This window comes from Spirosoma sp. KCTC 42546 (assembly GCF_006965485.1).
Lineage (GTDB): Bacteria > Bacteroidota > Bacteroidia > Cytophagales > Spirosomataceae > Spirosoma.
Genome location: NZ_CP041360.1, coordinates 25,110 through 40,714, shown reverse-complemented (window position 1 = coordinate 40,714; position 15,605 = coordinate 25,110). Strand labels below are relative to the sequence as shown.

The window sequence follows — 15,605 nt, the reverse complement described above, 5'->3', positions numbered from 1 at the left end:
TTTGGCCTCTCTATGATGACCGTTATTTCTGACTATTGGCAAATGAATTGCTTATATGCAGACTATGTATAAAGAAAACTAATTGGAAATTCGGCTCGAATCGTATTTTTACCAATAATCTATAGGTTAGAAACAAACCTACTACTCCGTTTATTCCTTTTATGCAACTTGCCGATTTCAAAACCGTAGCAGAAAACTATAAAGTCATTTTCTTCGATGCATTTGGTGTCCTGAAAAACTCAGAAGGTCTTTTGCCAGGTATTGAAAAAACGTTCGACTGGCTTCGGGAAACGGGTAGAGATTATTACGTCCTGACCAACGATGCCTCCCGTGGGCCGCATGAACTAGCCGAGTCTTATTATCGACAGGGATTCTATGCCATTAACCCAGAGCGTATTATTTCGTCAGGAATGTTGGCTCGGGAATATTTGGATTTGAAAGTACACAATGGCACAGTAGCCTACTTAGGCACTGAAAAATCCGCTCATTACCTTGAAACGACTGGCCTTAAAACGCTTCCCATCAGTCAGGTAGATCTAAAAGATGTAGCCGACATAAACGCCTTAGTCCTGCTGGACGATGAGGGTTTTGACTGGAATACAGATTTAACCAAGACGGTGAATTTGCTTAGAAAACGTAATATCCCAGTTATTGTCGCCAATACCGATAACACCTATCCTGTTTCAAAAACCCGTATTGCTATTGCCATAGGTGCTATTGCCAAAATGATTGAAAACATAGTAGGTAAGCAATTCATTCGTTTCGGGAAGCCCGATGCCCAGTTGTTTATGTTTGCCTATGAGCGACTCGAAAATGCAGCTCATATCAGCAAACGGGATATTTTGATGGTAGGTGATACCTTACGAACTGATATTCTGGGCGGTAACAAATTTGGCTTAGATACTGCCCTTGTATTAACGGGTAACACCCAACCTCAAGATGCCGAAGTGTTAATTCGAAGCACGGGTATTATTCCGACTTATGTCTGTAAGTCGGTTGTGATTCGCTAGATAGACTAGTTTTTTATAGAATGCTCCTATCAGAGCAAAGCTAGCTTTTCAATTGATTTCTATTCATAATTAATTGATTTTCAAAAGCATAAATCTATATACGTAGCAATATCGAACGATTGATAACCCAAAAAATTGTTTGATAATACAAAGGTAAATACGTTTCTTTGCGCAGTTTTTTAACTAGAACAGGCTACTAAAATGTCGGACATTGCACAAAAAGTTAAGAATATCATTGTTGAGAAACTGGGTGTTGAAGAGTCAGAAGTGACGCCAGAAGCAAGCTTTACCAACGATCTGGGTGCCGATTCGCTCGATACAGTTGAGCTAATCATGGAATTTGAAAAAGAATTCAATTTGCCAATTCCTGACGACGAGGCTGAAAAAATCTCTACCGTTGGTTTGGCCATCGAATACCTGGAAAAACACATCGGGAAGTAAACCTCTTTACGGAAACCTGATTCGGAAGTAAGGCTACCGGCCCAACATCGAATTGTTCATTCCGATCAGCAAATCCATTAAGTATCTGGAAGCCAACACCAACAATTTCAGGCTTGGCGTTGTTTTTCTTTTTTCATTACGCAGTATAGCTGTATGACATTCAAACGAGTAGTAGTGACCGGCCTCGGTGCGTTGACACCCATTGGCAATGATGTACCCACCTATTGGAACAACTTAGCCGCCGGTGTAAGCGGGGCCGGTCCCATTACGAAGTTTGACGCCAGCAAGTTTCGTACGCAGTTCGCTTGTGAAGTAAAGGGTCTGGATGTCACGCAGTTTATTCCTCGGCAGGAAGCTCGTAAGATGGACGCGTTTACCCATTATGCGCTTATTGCTACCGAAGAAGCCGTTCGTGATGCCAATCTGAACCTCGACACGCTCGACAAAAACAAAGTTGGTGTTATTTGGGGTTCGGGTATTGGCGGTCTCAAATCGTTCGAGGACGAAATGATCGGCTACGCCCAAGGCGACGGCACACCTCGTATCAATCCGTTCTTTATTGTTCGCATGATCGCCGACAGTGCTTCGGGGCAGATTTCGATGCGCTACGGGTTTCGGGGTACAAACTACGTAACTGTTTCAGCCTGTGCCTCAACCAACAACGCAATCATTGATGCCCTGAACTACATTCGTTTGGGTCGGTTGAAAATGTGCGTTGTGGGTGGTTCCGAAGCGGCTGTGACTAAAGCGGGTATTGGTGGTTTCAATGCCAACCGAGCCTTATCAGAACGCAACGACTCTCCTGAAACGGCTTCTCGGCCTTATGACAAGGATCGGGATGGGTTTGTGTTAGGTGAAGGGGCTGGAGCAATTATTCTGGAAGAATATGAGCATGCTCTGGAGCGCGGAGCCAAAATTTATGCCGAATTAATTGGCGGTGGCATGTCTTCTGATGCGTATCACATCACAGCGCCACACCCCGATGGCTTAGGTGCCTTTTTGGCCATGGAAGACGCGCTCAATGATGCAGGTATTGCGCCTACCGATATTGATTACATTAATACCCACGGCACCTCAACACCAATTGGTGACCCACAGGAACTGAAAGCGATCCATCAATTATTTGGAGAGCATTCATTCAAGCTAAATATCAGCTCAACCAAGTCTATGACTGGTCATTTGCTGGGGGCAGCGGGTGCCGTTGAAGCGATTGCCTGTTTAAAAGCGATGGAACATCAACTGGTTCCTCCAACAATCAATCATTTCACTGACGATGAAGAAATTGACCCACGCTTTAATTTAACGTTCAATACGGCTCAGGAGCGATCTATAACAACCGTGATGAGCAATGCGTTTGGGTTTGGAGGACATAATGCCATCATCATTTTCCGTAAACTTAGCTGAGTCGTGCAACTCGCTCTGCCCCGTAGTTTATTCAATCCACTAGAGTGGTTTCGGTCTGGCAACAGCGATCCGCGCAAAAATCTGCGTCGCTCAATTGCCCATATCATTGGTGCCCGACCATCAAATCTAGGGCTGTACCAATTGGCACTACGGCACACGTCAGCGTCAAAAGCAACCGCTATTGAAGGATTTCGGGAATCGAACGAACGGCTCGAATATTTAGGTGATGCCGTACTGGGCATGGTTATTGCCGAGTTTCTCTTCAAAAAATACCCCTACAAAGACGAAGGTTTCTTAACCGAAATTCGCTCCCGAATTGTAAATCGGGAAACACTAAACGGCATTGCCCGTAAAATTGGCCTCGATCAGTTGATTGAATACGACGGAAGCCGGACACGTAGCTTACCCGCCCGCACCTCTATGTATGGCGATGCGCTCGAAGCCTTAGTGGGAGCCGTGTATTTAGATAAAGGATTTCGGTTCTCGCGTCAATTTATCCTAAAAGACCTGCTCTCGCACTATGATATCGAATCGGTCGTGCAGAACAATGGTAACTACAAAAGCCGCCTGATTGAGTGGGCGCAACGGGAGGGCAAAGAAATTCGCTTTGAGATCGTTTCGGAAAAAGGTAATAGCCACTTCCGTGAGTTTATTGCCCAGGTACTTGTCGATGATGAAGCATTCGCTACCGGTAGCGGCTACAGCAAGAAAAAAGCCGAACAGGCTGCCGCCGAAAAGGCATTTGAACTCCTAGCCCTTAAGTAAGTCTTCTTTACGCTACATTTTTTGTAGATTTTGAGCTATAGCTCACCCAGCCACCTCCATTAATATTCTTTCTTAAAGTATCCTTAGTTGTTTTGTTTTGCGACATCTTGTCAACAAAAAGGCCATTTCCTGGCATTTAGAATGACAAAATGACTGGAATAGCCCTTGCGTTTTAGTTGGCATAAAGTTTGAAAAATGACAGGTATAATCTGTTTAACTTATTGTTTAACACTAAAACCAACAGATAGTCATGAATACGTTAGTGCGCTCGAACAACAGCTATCCGTCGTTGATCGAAAACTTTTTTGGCCGCGACGTGAACGACTTTTTTAACACTAGTTCGTCCTCCCTCAGCAACGTTCCAGCTGTCAATGTAGTAGAACATCAGGACGGCTTTCGGATTGAAGTAGCTGCACCTGGGTTAAAGAAAGAGGATTTTAAACTCAACCTGAACCACAACAACCTTACAATTTCGGGTTCTCAGGAAACGCATAAGGAGGAACCGGACACAAGCAACCAGGGAGCAAATCGGGAGCGGTACACTCGCCGGGAGTTCAGCTATTCATCCTTTCAACGGACGTTTACACTACCAACATCTGTTGATGCCGACAACATCCGGGCGTCTTATACAGATGGCTTGTTGAAGATTGAGATTCCCAAACGAGAAGAAGCCAAAATAAAGCCATCAAGGCAGATTGAGATTGGTGGATAATGCGTTGATAAAGTACCTCCTGACAAAGCCCGTGAGGGAGTTCTCACGGGCTTTGTTTTAGAGTAAATTTAGCCTAACAAAGCCTTGTTAAATTTTGTTAAGGACCCACAAGGCCTGGATTTTTCGGAAGCGACTTTCCGTTATACCAACAGACGCAGTAAAACCGTCGTCAACACAAAAAGAAAGCAATTAGATTTTCCCATTTAAACATGAAAAGCAACTGGAAATTATTAGCGTTGATGGCCCTCCTGTCGAGTGCAATAACGCTGGCCGCTTACAACCTGTTGGGATTCAACAACCGGGATGTAATTTTTAACGAATCGTCGCCAATACCCACAATTACGGGTCGTCTGGCCTCTATGCCAGGTGGACCATCAGCTGTACCTGGCGATTTCTCTACCGCAGCAGAAGCCGTTACACCAATGGTTGTTCACATCCGCACGACAATGACTCGCACGGTTCGTCAGCAGCAAATGCCCGACATTTTCCGGGAGTTCTTTGGTGATGAGTTTGGTGGCCAGCGTCAGCCTCGCCGTCAACAGGGACAAGCCTCTGGCTCGGGTGTAATTATTAGTAAAGACGGCTACATTGTTACTAATAATCACGTTGTTCAGGATGCTGATGAGGTTGAAGTTATCATGACTGATAAGCGCAGCTTTAAAGCGAAAGTGATTGGTACCGACCCACTGACGGATCTTGCTGTCATTAAAGTAGAAGCCAATAACCTGCCAGCAATTACACTTGGTGATTCGGATGCACTTAAATTAGGCGAATGGGTGCTCGCTGTTGGTTATCCGCTTGACTTGGAATCGACTGTTACAGCCGGTATTGTAAGTGCCAAAGGACGCCGGATTGGTATTCTGGATCAGGATTTTGCCCAACGCCAGGGCCAGCAGGGACGGACAGAAAAGCAAGGGGATACACCCGTAGAGGCCTTTATTCAAACGGATGCAGCCATCAACCCTGGTAACTCGGGCGGTGCCTTAGTGAACTTGCGTGGCGAACTAGTTGGTATCAACTCGGCTATCGCATCAGCTACGGGTTATTACAGCGGCTATGGTTTCGCAGTACCTGTGTCACTTGTGAAGAAAGTATCAGCTGATTTGCTCAAGTATGGTAACGTACAACGTGGTTACCTTGGCATCCTGCCTGTTGAATTGAACAGCACGGTAGCTAAAGAAAAAGGTGCGAAAGTAGGCCGTGGTATCTATGTAGAGAACGTGGTTGAAAAAGGTGCCGCTGAAGCCGCTGGTCTTAAGAAAGGGGATGTTATCGTAAAAATGGAAGGCCAACCCCTTGATTCTGATGCGCAAATGCGTGAAATCATTGGTCGTCGTCGTCCAGGAGATGCAATTACAGTTACGATCAACCGAGATGGTACCGAACGTGATGTTAAAGTTGAACTTCGTAACCGGAATGGTGGGCGGGAGCTTATCAAGAAAGAAGAAGTTACGGCGTCGACTGCATCGTTGAGCACACTCGGTGCTCAGTTTGAAGAACTATCTGCTCAAGATGCTAAACAATTAGGCGTAAGTGGTGGTGTTCGGGTGAAAAAAATCATGGATGGCAAGTTGGCAGAAACTGATGTTGAGGAAGGTTTTATAATCGTGAAAGCAAACGGTAAAAACGTTAAAAGCACGAAAGATCTTCAAGCCATCATGTCGGCCGTGAAGGAAGGGGAAGGGCTAATGCTCATTGGTATGTACCCTAATAGTTCACGGATGTACTACTATGCAGTGCCTGTTTAAGGAATAAAAGGGAGTACAGAGAAGAGGGGGAGTAAAGGGAAACAGCATTCCCTTTACTCCCCCTCTTCTCTGTACTCCCTTTTATTCCTTACTCTATTCGAAGTAATTTAAGATCTGATGACCGCTCTTAGCAAGCAGTTGGTCACGTCGGAAGAGATCAATATCAGCCGTCATCATATCTTTCACCAGAGCAGGTAAATCATATTTTGGTTTCCAGTTCAACTGTGTCATGGCTTTCGTTGGATCGCCAAGTAACAGGTCAACCTCCGTTGGGCGGAAATACCGTGGATCGATACAAACAACCGCTTTGCCTACTTCAACTGGAAACTCCGGGTTGGTCGAACTTACAACCGTTCCAACTTCCTCAACGCCTTCGCCATTGAAGGCTAGTTCAACACCGATTTCAGCAAATGCCATCCGTACAAAATCCCGAACGCTGGTGGTTACACCGGTTGCAATCACATAATCTTCAGGCTTGTCTTGTTGCAGAATAAGGTACATGGCTTCGACGTAGTCTTTAGCATGACCCCAGTCGCGCAGGGAATCCATATTACCCAGATACACCTTGTCTTGCAGGCCAAGTCCAATACGCGATACTGCACGAGTGATCTTACGTGTCACGAAGGTTTCACCCCGTAGTGGCGACTCGTGGTTGAATAGAATTCCGTTACAGGCAAACATATTGTATGCCTCCCGATAGTTAACTGTAATCCAATAGCCGTACAATTTAGCTACAGCATAAGGAGACCGGGGATAAAACGGGGTTGTTTCTGACTGGGCGTGTCCTTGAACACCACCATAAAGTTCAGATGTCGAAGCCTGATAAATACGGGTCTTTTCTGTCAGGCCTAATAACCGAACGGCTTCCAAAATGCGGAGTGTCCCAATGCCATCAACCTGAGCGGTATATTCAGGTTCATCGAAGCTCACCCGTACGTGCGACATTGCACCAAGATTATAAATCTCGTCAGGCTGTACTTCCTGGATTATGCGGATAATATTCGCTGAATCAGACAGGTCTCCATAATGAAGCTTTAAAGGCACTTTTTTCTCATGTGGATCTTCATACATATGGTCAATCCGCTGTGTGTTAAAAAGCGAGCTACGGCGCTTAATTCCGTGAACTTCATAGCCTTTCTCCAACAGCAATTCGGCCAGATAGGCCCCATCTTGTCCGGTAATCCCGGTAATCAGCGCTTTTTTCATATCATCCTAAACAGGTCTTGTCCAACACTTGAAATTGTGGAAAACTAATCAAAGTTAATGGATCACCATTAAATCTTATCACTTACTTTATTATTAGGCTACGTCGAATGTCCACTTTATCAGGCTGTAACTGCGCTGATGTAATCAACCGACGGATTGATGTATAGTATCGTTCGGCATCTAAACGACGCATAAAGTCACCGACTTTAAGCTTGTAAGTCGGCTGGTTGTAGCTTAGGTAGGGGCTCAGTTCAGGGAAATTCTGGGAAATCATCAATTTAGCCGCATCGGCTTCCTGACGCTGATTGCCAACATAAACCTGAATCCTATAGCCTGGTGCATAACGAATCGTTCGATTATGAGTGGCAATTGTATCTAGCACCAGATCAAGCCGCCGGTTAATATGCAGAGCTTCGACCGGTGCATTCGATTTACGGCTGTCAGGTCGGCGGGTTGTAGTTGTGGGCGTTGTGGCTGATGCAGTTGGGCGATTTGCAACGGGCGCACTACTTGCAGCTACACCATACACAGGACGTACCGAAGCTAAATCTTCGTTGTAGCTGTTATAATCGGTGGTCGAGCGGCCTGAGGTAACTGAACGGCTACCTGCACAACCAGCCAGTGTCAATATACCCAGTAAGAACAATCCACTCACGTTGTAATACATACTCATCGATAAATAAAACGCTAAAATAGCCATTTTGTCATTTCAATACCTGAATCCCATACACTCAGGTACTAACCCGTGCCGGATTTTAGCTAATTTTGGCTATTCACCAGAACTATTCCATGCTGAATATACAAAGCCACGTATCGCTCAAACCCTACAATACATTCCGGATTGATGCCAACGCGCGGTATTGGGTTGAGATTAGTAACGAAGAAGACCTCCAGACCTTACTTCAATTGTCTGACTATATTGATACACCTAAACTGATTCTTGGGGGAGGAAGCAATGTATTGCTATGCCAGAATTTTGAGGGTTTGGTGGTTAAAATTAACATTCAGGGAATCGACATTAGTCGGGAAGACGACGATCATGTTTATCTAACAGTGGGTGCAGGGGTCAACTGGCATCAGTTAGTTCTATTTTGTGTAGGAAAGGGCTATGCCGGCATGGAAAACCTATCCCTCATTCCGGGTACAGTTGGCGCAGCTCCTATGCAAAATATTGGTGCCTATGGGGTGGAGTTGGAGCAGGTATTCGAATCGCTCACTGCGGTCCATGTACTAACCGGAAAAAAACAAACCTTTACCCATGCCCACTGCGCATTTGGCTATCGGGAAAGTGTTTTCAAACGGGAGCTGAAAGGCCAGTACATCATTACAAGCGTCACATTTCAATTAAACAAGCATCCAACGTTTCACACGCGTTACGGGGCTATTCAGGAAACGTTGACGACTATGGGTGTATCAGAAGATAAACTAAGCATTAAGGCAATTAGTGAGGCTGTTATTCATATTCGTCGTAGTAAACTCCCTGATCCGGCACAAATTGGTAATGCAGGCAGTTTTTTCAAAAATCCGGAAATTCCCAAATCCCAGTTTGATTCATTAAACGATCAATATCCAGCCCTTCCCGGTTATCCTGTTAGTGATGAGCTGGTGAAAGTGCCAGCAGGTTGGCTGATTGAGCAGGCGGGTTGGAAAGGCTATCGCTCTGGCGATGCAGGTGTTCATGCCAAACAGGCATTAGTGTTAGTCAACTACGGCAATGCCACAGGTGAGGAAATTCTGGCTCTTGCCAAACTGGTGCAGGAGTCCGTTCAGGAGAAGTTTGGGATATCTATCTCGCCTGAAGTCAATATAGTCAAATGAGTGGCGTGAGTGTAGTAAGTGTCCTGAAAATGAACTTACTACACTCACGCCACTCATTTCACAACTCCCTTACTCAAAACAAAGCGAAGCGGCACCAAGCAAGCCAGCATCATTTCCGAGCGTGGCCTTCTTGATGCTCAAGCCATTTTTATAATAAGGATTGAGCCAATAATCGAGTGTTTTAGTAACGGCAGGTATAATGTAATCAAATGAAGCTGACAAGCCTCCGCCAATTAGCACCTGCTTGATGTCCAGAATTTTAATGAGCGCAGCCAGGCCCTCGCCCAACATCTCTCCGACTTCCGTCCAGATTTGTAAAGCCAACTCATCACCTTCGGCCGCAGCTGCTACCAAGCCGGTTGTTGAGATACTACCATCATCCGCTAAATGAGTTTCACCCTTAAATTCACTCCGACGTTCATTAGCTAAGTCAAGGAGTTCTTTTTTGCCAATATTACGTTCGAGTACACGGCCATTGCGAGAAGGTATATGACCTGGCTCCATAGCGTTGCCATCCCCTCCGGTAAATATTTTCTTGTTGATGATAGCAGCACCGCCTACGCCAGTACCAAGCGTAATGAAAATGTAGTTTTCGGTAATTTTTTCTTCGGCAAAGTAGTATTCTCCCAAAGCCGCAGCATTGGCATCATTTGCCAGAAAAAATTGGGTGCCCGGAAACCGTTTACTTAGCAATTCCACCATGGGAATACCATTGATTTCTGGAATAGCCGTAATTTCAAGTGGAACCGTTCGCTCGCGATTGAGCATACCCGGCAAACCAATCCCTACTTTTTTTACATCTTTATTGCTTAACAATTGCAGAGCAACCGCATCACCAAATCGCTCGACAAAATGGCCTGATTCGCGCCAGCTGATGGTGTCGTGGCTATAAAAATTGGAAATCTTACCGGTATTCGCATCGACAATACCCATTTTGACGTTCGTACCGCCGACGTCAATACCTAAATACTCAACGGAAGCCATTCGTAGCAATAATCAGTTTAACAGTGAACAATTAGCAGAGATTAGGAACGTGAAGCAGGGTGCAAGATACGAAAAAGTAGTTACGGGACCTCCCGTACCCCACATAGTCATTGGTTACCCACTTTATAGCTACCACTAAATATCACCCAACTGAGGGCGAATAAGAATTTCTTCCATTACGGCACCAGGCGAAAGCGAGTAGGCAGCCCAGGCGCTGTTAGCCACATCTTCGGGCTTCATAAATCGCTCTTCGGGCAGGTCGGTGCCTTCCCAGCTGGCCGTGAGTGTTGCGCCAGGCAAAATAGCTGTCACTTTCACGCTATGCGGTTTTAGCTCCTCTCGTAGCACGCGGCTCATTCCTAATAGGGCAAATTTAGAGATGCAGTATGAGCCACCATTAGTATAAGGTGTAATGCTGGCCGTGGAGCACATCATGAAAATATGCCCCTGCCGACGCGAAATCATGTCTCCAACCAACCCACGGGTGAGGTGATATGCACTGGCAACATTGGTATTCATCAATTGTTCAAAGGTTCCTTCGGCCTCATTATGAATTTGTCCCGGCTGAAAAACGCCCGTATTATTAACCAGTACATCTACAGGACGGTTGAGCGATTGAATATAGCCAAGCAGCACATTGACTCCAGCTCTTGTTGACAGGTCAGCGGCAATAGGTAGTAATTTAGACGTCGATTCAAATGAATTTTCTAGTCCTTCAACAGAACGGGCGCAGATAATAGCGTCGAAACCTTCAGCTATAAACCGGTCGGCAATGGCGCGGCCAATCCCTTTGGTTCCGCCAGTTACTACAATTAGTGGATTCATTAAAATTTTAGTCAGTTTTATCCTTAAAGTCAGAGAGACCAATAAGGTTTAGCCTACGGCGCAAGTTACGTAGAAACCATTCTATCTTTACAGGGGTTCTTCCCGGTAGATAATACCGACTTGGCAAGAGTAAGGTCGGTTTGTTTTGCTACACGATTTATGTCTCGATTAGGTAATTACTTCATTTTTCTGGGCACTCTCTTCCGCAACCGGGAGAAACTCCGCGTTTATTTGAGCCTTATTCTGAACGAATGCACTTCTATTGGTGTCGGCTCTGTATTTATTGTCGCGTTGGTTAATACATTCATTGGAGCGGTAACCTGCGTACAAACGGCCTATAACCTTACCAATCCTTTCGTACCTAGAAATATAATCGCGCTTATTGTACGCGACAGTTCCATCCTGGAATTAGCCCCAACACTATCCTGTATTGTACTGGCGGGCAAGGTAGGATCAAACATCGCCAGCGAGATAGGTACTATGCGAATTACAGAACAGGTTGATGCGCTTGAAGTTATGGGAATCAATTCCAGTTCGTATCTCATTTTACCAAAGGTTATCGCGTCTATACTAATGTTCCCCCTCCTGGTCATCATGGCTGGTTTTTTAGCCATTTTGGGTGGTTATATTGCCGGAACGCTAGCTGGTGTCATATCGTCGGAAGATTATGTATCTGGTCTACGTTTCGAGTACAAGCCGTTCGGCGTTACGTTTGCGCTCATTAAGACGGTCGTATTTGCCTTTCTTGTCTCTACCATTTCAGCTTATCAGGGCTATCGGGTGAGCGGTGGTGCGCTCGAAGTTGGCGCAGCTTCTACTGCGGCTGTTACCAATAGTTGTATTGCCATTGTGGCCGCCGACTTTATCCTGACTCAAATGCTGCTAACTTAAAGAGTGAAAGAGGGAATGAGCGAAAGAGTGGCTGACGCGTCCATTTCCGCTCACTCCCTCTTTCGCTCTTTCGCTCTTTATCATGATTGATATAAAAAACATATCGAAAACCTTCGGTGATCGGCAGATTTTGACGAGCATCAACGGATCGTTCAAACCTGGCGACACAAGTTTGATTATTGGTGGTAGTGGGACCGGAAAAAGTGTACTGCTTAAATGCATGATTGGCCTAATTAAGCCCGATACAGGCGAAGTCCTCTATGATGGCCGTGATTTTTTAACAAGTAACCTTGAGGAACAGAAGGCCATTCGGCGGGAGATGGGTGTCCTGTTTCAGGGGTCAGCTCTATTTGACTCGAAGACCGTTCTGGAAAATGTTCGGTTTCCGCTCGACATGCTGACCAGTCAGCCCGAAGATGAAAAACTAGAACGCGCTTATGAGTGTTTGCGTCGGGTTGGGTTGGAGGCTGCCGCCGACCGTATGCCGTCGGAAATCAGTGGTGGTATGAAAAAGCGCGTTGGCATTGCCCGAGCTATCGTTCTGAACCCTAAGTACCTATTTTGCGATGAGCCCAACTCAGGTCTTGACCCGCTAACATCCATTAAGATTGATCAGCTAATCTCCGAAATCACGGATGAATTTAAGATTACAACGGTAGTCATCACGCATGATATGAACTCAATGATGGAGATTGGTGAACAAATCATGTTTTTATATCAGGGCAAAAAACTCTGGGAAGGCAACAGTGACACGCTTATCCATTCGAACGTGAAGGAACTAAACGAGTTTATCAACGCCAATAAACTCATCCGGGAAATGGAAAAGTGAGGATGCTATATAACTCCTCCTATACCCCTGGCTTGGTGAGATAAATAACCGGATCAAAAACGAGCAAATCACCCGTGGCATCTACCAGGACATTCTGGTCATGCAAATCTTCGATAAAGAGGGTCTGATCAGCGTTTGTATAATTATCTTCATACCGGCGCACAAAGCCTAGCTTATTCATTAATGCTTCAACCTCATTTTGGGTAGCACCTCGAACTGCTCGCAAGGCTTTCTGGGAAAGAACAGGGCGTAATTGAGGAAATTCATCACCTGGCTCAACGACCAGCATCAAGCCTTCCAACCAATAAATCGTATCAGGGAAGAGCCAATTATGCAAGGCCAAGCGCTCAAAATATTCCAGATAGCTTGTGTGAAAAGCTAAGTTGTTGCGTTTGTAGAAAACGCCATTCTGTTGAAAAATCTGATGCTCACCACCTTCAATGCGCCCATAGTCTATCCACCGATTCGTAAACGCTTCATTATTAATAACAGGTCATCGTGAGTAGCCAACTCGAACAAAGCTGAAGCCTCTTGCTTCCGGATATACTCGTTCAATGCCCACCAACTTTCACTGCCTGGCGGCTCTGTTCGGCTATACGTTTGATTTGCTCTATGGACTCTTCGGGTGACATCGAGGGCTGCTCGGAGACTTTCCTGACTAATCGCTCGTTCCGCGCTTTGTGGAAGTCGTTCAATTCGATCTCTTTGGCTTTCTTCATCGGCGTAGGATTGGGCATTTTTATAAAGATAATAGGTCCAGGAATGAATTGTTTAGAATCGCCACCGTGCCTGTACCTTTACTTCCGTTTTGTGTGGAGCATCAATCTGGTCGAGATCGGAGCCAACGGTATCCTGGTTGGTAAGGTCGGTTCTGGCCCAACGCATCCAGATATCCAAATGACGGCTTAAGCTATACTGCGCTAATAAATAATGCCGGACACCTCGGTTGAAGTAGGCCGGAAATGAAAATGCATAAAGTACATCACGCTCATATACATACTGCCGACTATCGTAATCATCGGTGCCAAACAGCGCTACTCGCCCACTAATGCTCAGCCGCCGGTAATCCAGCGTTGCATCCTGCACTAGTGCAAACCCACGAGAAACGGGTTGGCCTGAGTAAGCAAATCCGCCCCACTGCACTCGTGAGCGTAACGATACCCCTCGCACCAATGTGTATTCGGCATTGAGTGCGTAATTCCGGCGGATTGTTCCGACCACATCTTTGATCTTATCAATCGTTAAGTTCTTCTGCTTATGTTCTTCATGGTAGACGGCATAAAACGCCGTTTTTCGATTTGGCGTGTAGCGGGCCTGGAGCAGATAATCGAACCCGTTGGATGGCTTATCAACCAAATATTTTAGCCAGGGAAAATTGAAGTAGTCCAAAAATCCACCAACTGTCAGCTTGCGGTAAATAGTGTATTTCAATCCCAGATACGCTCCTGACTCGTTTATGCTTCGACTTCCTTCGCTGAACGCATTGCTATAAAAACTATGGAAATTGCGGTCGTAATGCCGCAGTACGACGGCCATATCCAGCTTTTTAGTCAGGCTCGCTAAAGCACCGCCTATTGCGCCAACACCTCCTGAATTCGTTGCAGAACCGCTACTACGTGCTATTTCACCAAATAGGTTCCAGTTATGCCAGATGTAGCCCCCGTGAAGGCCAACAACCAGGTTGTGCTTTCCAGTAAATTCATATTGGTTGTAGGCTAAGTCGCGCTTCTGCAGAAATTTATCGAAAGAGGTACGGAGTATAGTTAGGCCCAGTTGAAACTGGTGGCGGTTATGATACAATAGATGCGCCCCAAGATTAGTCTCTACTAAACTACCCTGATCATCAATCTCAGATTGCGTCCGATGAAGACCGGACGTTTGCAGGGAGGTCGCTATAACTCCCGTTCCCAAACTATCCTGTGCCAGGTTGGCATCACGCTGGTTCCGAGCGACTAACAGCGTTAGATCCATTGTTTTGTGTAAAGCATAGGTGGCTGTTGCACCCCGGAAGTAGCCATATTCCGTTAGTGAGGTATAGGGACGTGCCCCAAGCGTTGGTCTACGAACGGTCTGTACTGTCTCGGCACTTTTACCTAGAACAAATCCGGCAGATAAGACCAAACCTTGCCCAACCTGCATTTGATAATCGCCCAGTAAGATATTTCGCCAGCGGCCCCGATTTTGTACCTGAGCGTGAAACGAACTATAATCAGCACCATAACGATGCACCGAAGGCTGCCAGTTTATTCGCTCACCGGGGTCTTTCTCCATCGTGAACCCAATACTGAAAGCACGAGGCCGGCTGTACCGATAACGAGCATACCACTGTCCGGAATTACCCAGATAGCGCGTCGGGAGGTTTCCTTTTTTGTCGGGAGTAGCTTCTGAAAAACCCTTTTGCTGTTCCAGAATCTGCTCATAGCGCAAAATAAGGTAGTTATCAGTTGGTGTCGGTAAAGCACCAAACAGACCAGGGATTCCGGCTACCAATACGAAAGGCAACAAACGCCGAATTGTTGGTAAGTCGAATCCAGGTACGGCCTGTAACTCGTAAATGGATAAAAGATCCCCGAACTCAGCACGGTAGTTTGCCAAACTAGTCAATTGGCGCTCGGACAAAAGATACGTTGTCTGAAGCTCGTCCCGAGTTGCTGTATTCAGATCGATGGGATTGGCATAGAGTTGCGTCAGCGCATCGTATACAGACTCATAGTCAATACCCTCCGTTTGTACGGGAAACAAATCCTGTAAATATCGGCTAATATCGCCCGACCGATCTATTCTTCGGCTTGAAGGCGTGCTGAGTTGGCAGAATGCAGGAATAGTGGCCAGCCATCCGACCACTATGAGTAGGGAAGCAATTCGCAAAATCCTTGTTGTTCAAATGCTAAACGTATAAAACCCTTCCTAATAAGTCATCCATCTATTGAACTTAATCGCCGGAAAAGGCTGACGATAAGTAAGACGAAATC

Annotated in this window: 16 protein-coding genes; 9 read left to right on the top strand and 7 right to left on the bottom strand. The window is 45.8% G+C overall.

The features are described 5' to 3' along the window. Positions 1–161: 161 nt before the first annotated feature. The 6 genes from EXU85_RS00170 to EXU85_RS00145 all read left to right on the top strand — a co-directional run bounded on the left by EXU85_RS00170 (position 162) and on the right by EXU85_RS00145 (position 6,080). Complete coding sequence (locus EXU85_RS00170; protein WP_142770147.1) at positions 162–1,010, top strand: TIGR01459 family HAD-type hydrolase; 849 nt, start codon at positions 162–164, stop codon at positions 1,008–1,010. 201 nt (positions 1,011–1,211) lie between these two features. Next, positions 1,212–1,451, top strand: a complete 240-nt coding sequence (locus tag EXU85_RS00165) for an acyl carrier protein (protein WP_018617787.1) — start codon at positions 1,212–1,214, stop codon at positions 1,449–1,451. Positions 1,452–1,604: 153 nt separating this feature from the next. Further along, a complete protein-coding gene (gene fabF, locus EXU85_RS00160) occupies positions 1,605–2,855 on the top strand; it encodes a beta-ketoacyl-ACP synthase II (RefSeq protein WP_142770146.1) in 1,251 nt (416 codons plus the stop codon). Positions 2,856–2,858: 3 nt separating this feature from the next. After that, positions 2,859–3,620 (top strand): ribonuclease III, encoded by a 762-nt coding sequence (gene rnc, locus EXU85_RS00155; RefSeq protein ID WP_142770145.1) that lies wholly within the window; start codon positions 2,859–2,861, stop codon positions 3,618–3,620. A gap of 250 nt (positions 3,621–3,870) precedes the next feature. After that, positions 3,871–4,332 carry an Hsp20/alpha crystallin family protein gene (locus tag EXU85_RS00150; RefSeq protein ID WP_142770144.1) on the top strand — a complete coding sequence of 154 codons (462 nt, stop codon included), beginning with the start codon at positions 3,871–3,873 and terminating at the stop codon, positions 4,330–4,332. A 209-nt stretch (positions 4,333–4,541) separates the two neighbouring features. Then, positions 4,542–6,080 carry a Do family serine endopeptidase gene (locus EXU85_RS00145; protein WP_142770143.1) on the top strand — a complete coding sequence of 513 codons (1,539 nt, stop codon included), beginning with the start codon at positions 4,542–4,544 and terminating at the stop codon, positions 6,078–6,080. A gap of 93 nt (positions 6,081–6,173) precedes the next feature. Here EXU85_RS00145 and gmd read toward each other — a convergent pair whose 3' ends face one another. Beyond that, positions 6,174–7,286: a GDP-mannose 4,6-dehydratase gene (gmd, locus tag EXU85_RS00140; RefSeq protein ID WP_142770142.1), complete on the bottom strand. Its 1,113-nt coding sequence runs from the start codon at positions 7,284–7,286 to the stop codon at positions 6,174–6,176. Positions 7,287–7,368: 82 nt separating this feature from the next. Beyond that, positions 7,369–7,986, bottom strand: coding sequence for an SPOR domain-containing protein (locus EXU85_RS00135; protein ID WP_246859375.1), 618 nt, complete (start codon positions 7,984–7,986; stop codon positions 7,369–7,371). A gap of 89 nt (positions 7,987–8,075) precedes the next feature. Between EXU85_RS00135 and murB the strand changes: the two genes are divergently transcribed. After that, entirely contained in the window at positions 8,076–9,104 is a 1,029-nt protein-coding gene (gene murB / locus EXU85_RS00130) for a UDP-N-acetylmuramate dehydrogenase (RefSeq protein ID WP_142770141.1), read from the top strand. A gap of 69 nt (positions 9,105–9,173) precedes the next feature. Here the strand turns inward: murB and EXU85_RS00125 are convergent, their stop codons facing one another. Further along, complete coding sequence (locus tag EXU85_RS00125; protein WP_142770140.1) at positions 9,174–10,088, bottom strand: ROK family protein; 915 nt, start codon at positions 10,086–10,088, stop codon at positions 9,174–9,176. Positions 10,089–10,223: 135 nt separating this feature from the next. Then, entirely contained in the window at positions 10,224–10,913 is a 690-nt protein-coding gene (locus EXU85_RS00120) for an SDR family oxidoreductase (RefSeq protein ID WP_142770139.1), read from the bottom strand. A gap of 159 nt (positions 10,914–11,072) precedes the next feature. On the opposite strand from EXU85_RS00120, the gene EXU85_RS00115 reads away from it, so the two are divergent. After that, the gene (locus EXU85_RS00115; RefSeq protein WP_142770138.1) at positions 11,073–11,804 is read left to right on the top strand and encodes an ABC transporter permease; all 732 of its coding nucleotides are present in this window, start codon (positions 11,073–11,075) and stop codon (positions 11,802–11,804) included. Between the two features lie 82 nt (positions 11,805–11,886). Next, entirely contained in the window at positions 11,887–12,633 is a 747-nt protein-coding gene (locus tag EXU85_RS00110; protein ID WP_142770137.1) for an ABC transporter ATP-binding protein, read from the top strand. Positions 12,634–12,652: 19 nt separating this feature from the next. On the opposite strand, the gene EXU85_RS00105 is transcribed toward EXU85_RS00110, so the two are convergent. The 3 genes from EXU85_RS00105 to EXU85_RS00095 form a co-directional block, all read right to left on the bottom strand. Continuing rightward, positions 12,653–13,054: a hypothetical protein gene (locus EXU85_RS00105; protein WP_246859667.1), complete on the bottom strand. Its 402-nt coding sequence runs from the start codon at positions 13,052–13,054 to the stop codon at positions 12,653–12,655. 130 nt (positions 13,055–13,184) lie between these two features. Continuing rightward, positions 13,185–13,370: a hypothetical protein gene (locus tag EXU85_RS00100; protein WP_142770135.1), complete on the bottom strand. Its 186-nt coding sequence runs from the start codon at positions 13,368–13,370 to the stop codon at positions 13,185–13,187. A gap of 34 nt (positions 13,371–13,404) precedes the next feature. Beyond that, on the bottom strand, positions 13,405–15,501 hold the full coding sequence (locus EXU85_RS00095; RefSeq protein ID WP_142770134.1) for a helix-hairpin-helix domain-containing protein: 2,097 nt from the start codon (positions 15,499–15,501) through the stop codon (positions 13,405–13,407). Positions 15,502–15,605 lie beyond the last annotated feature (104 nt).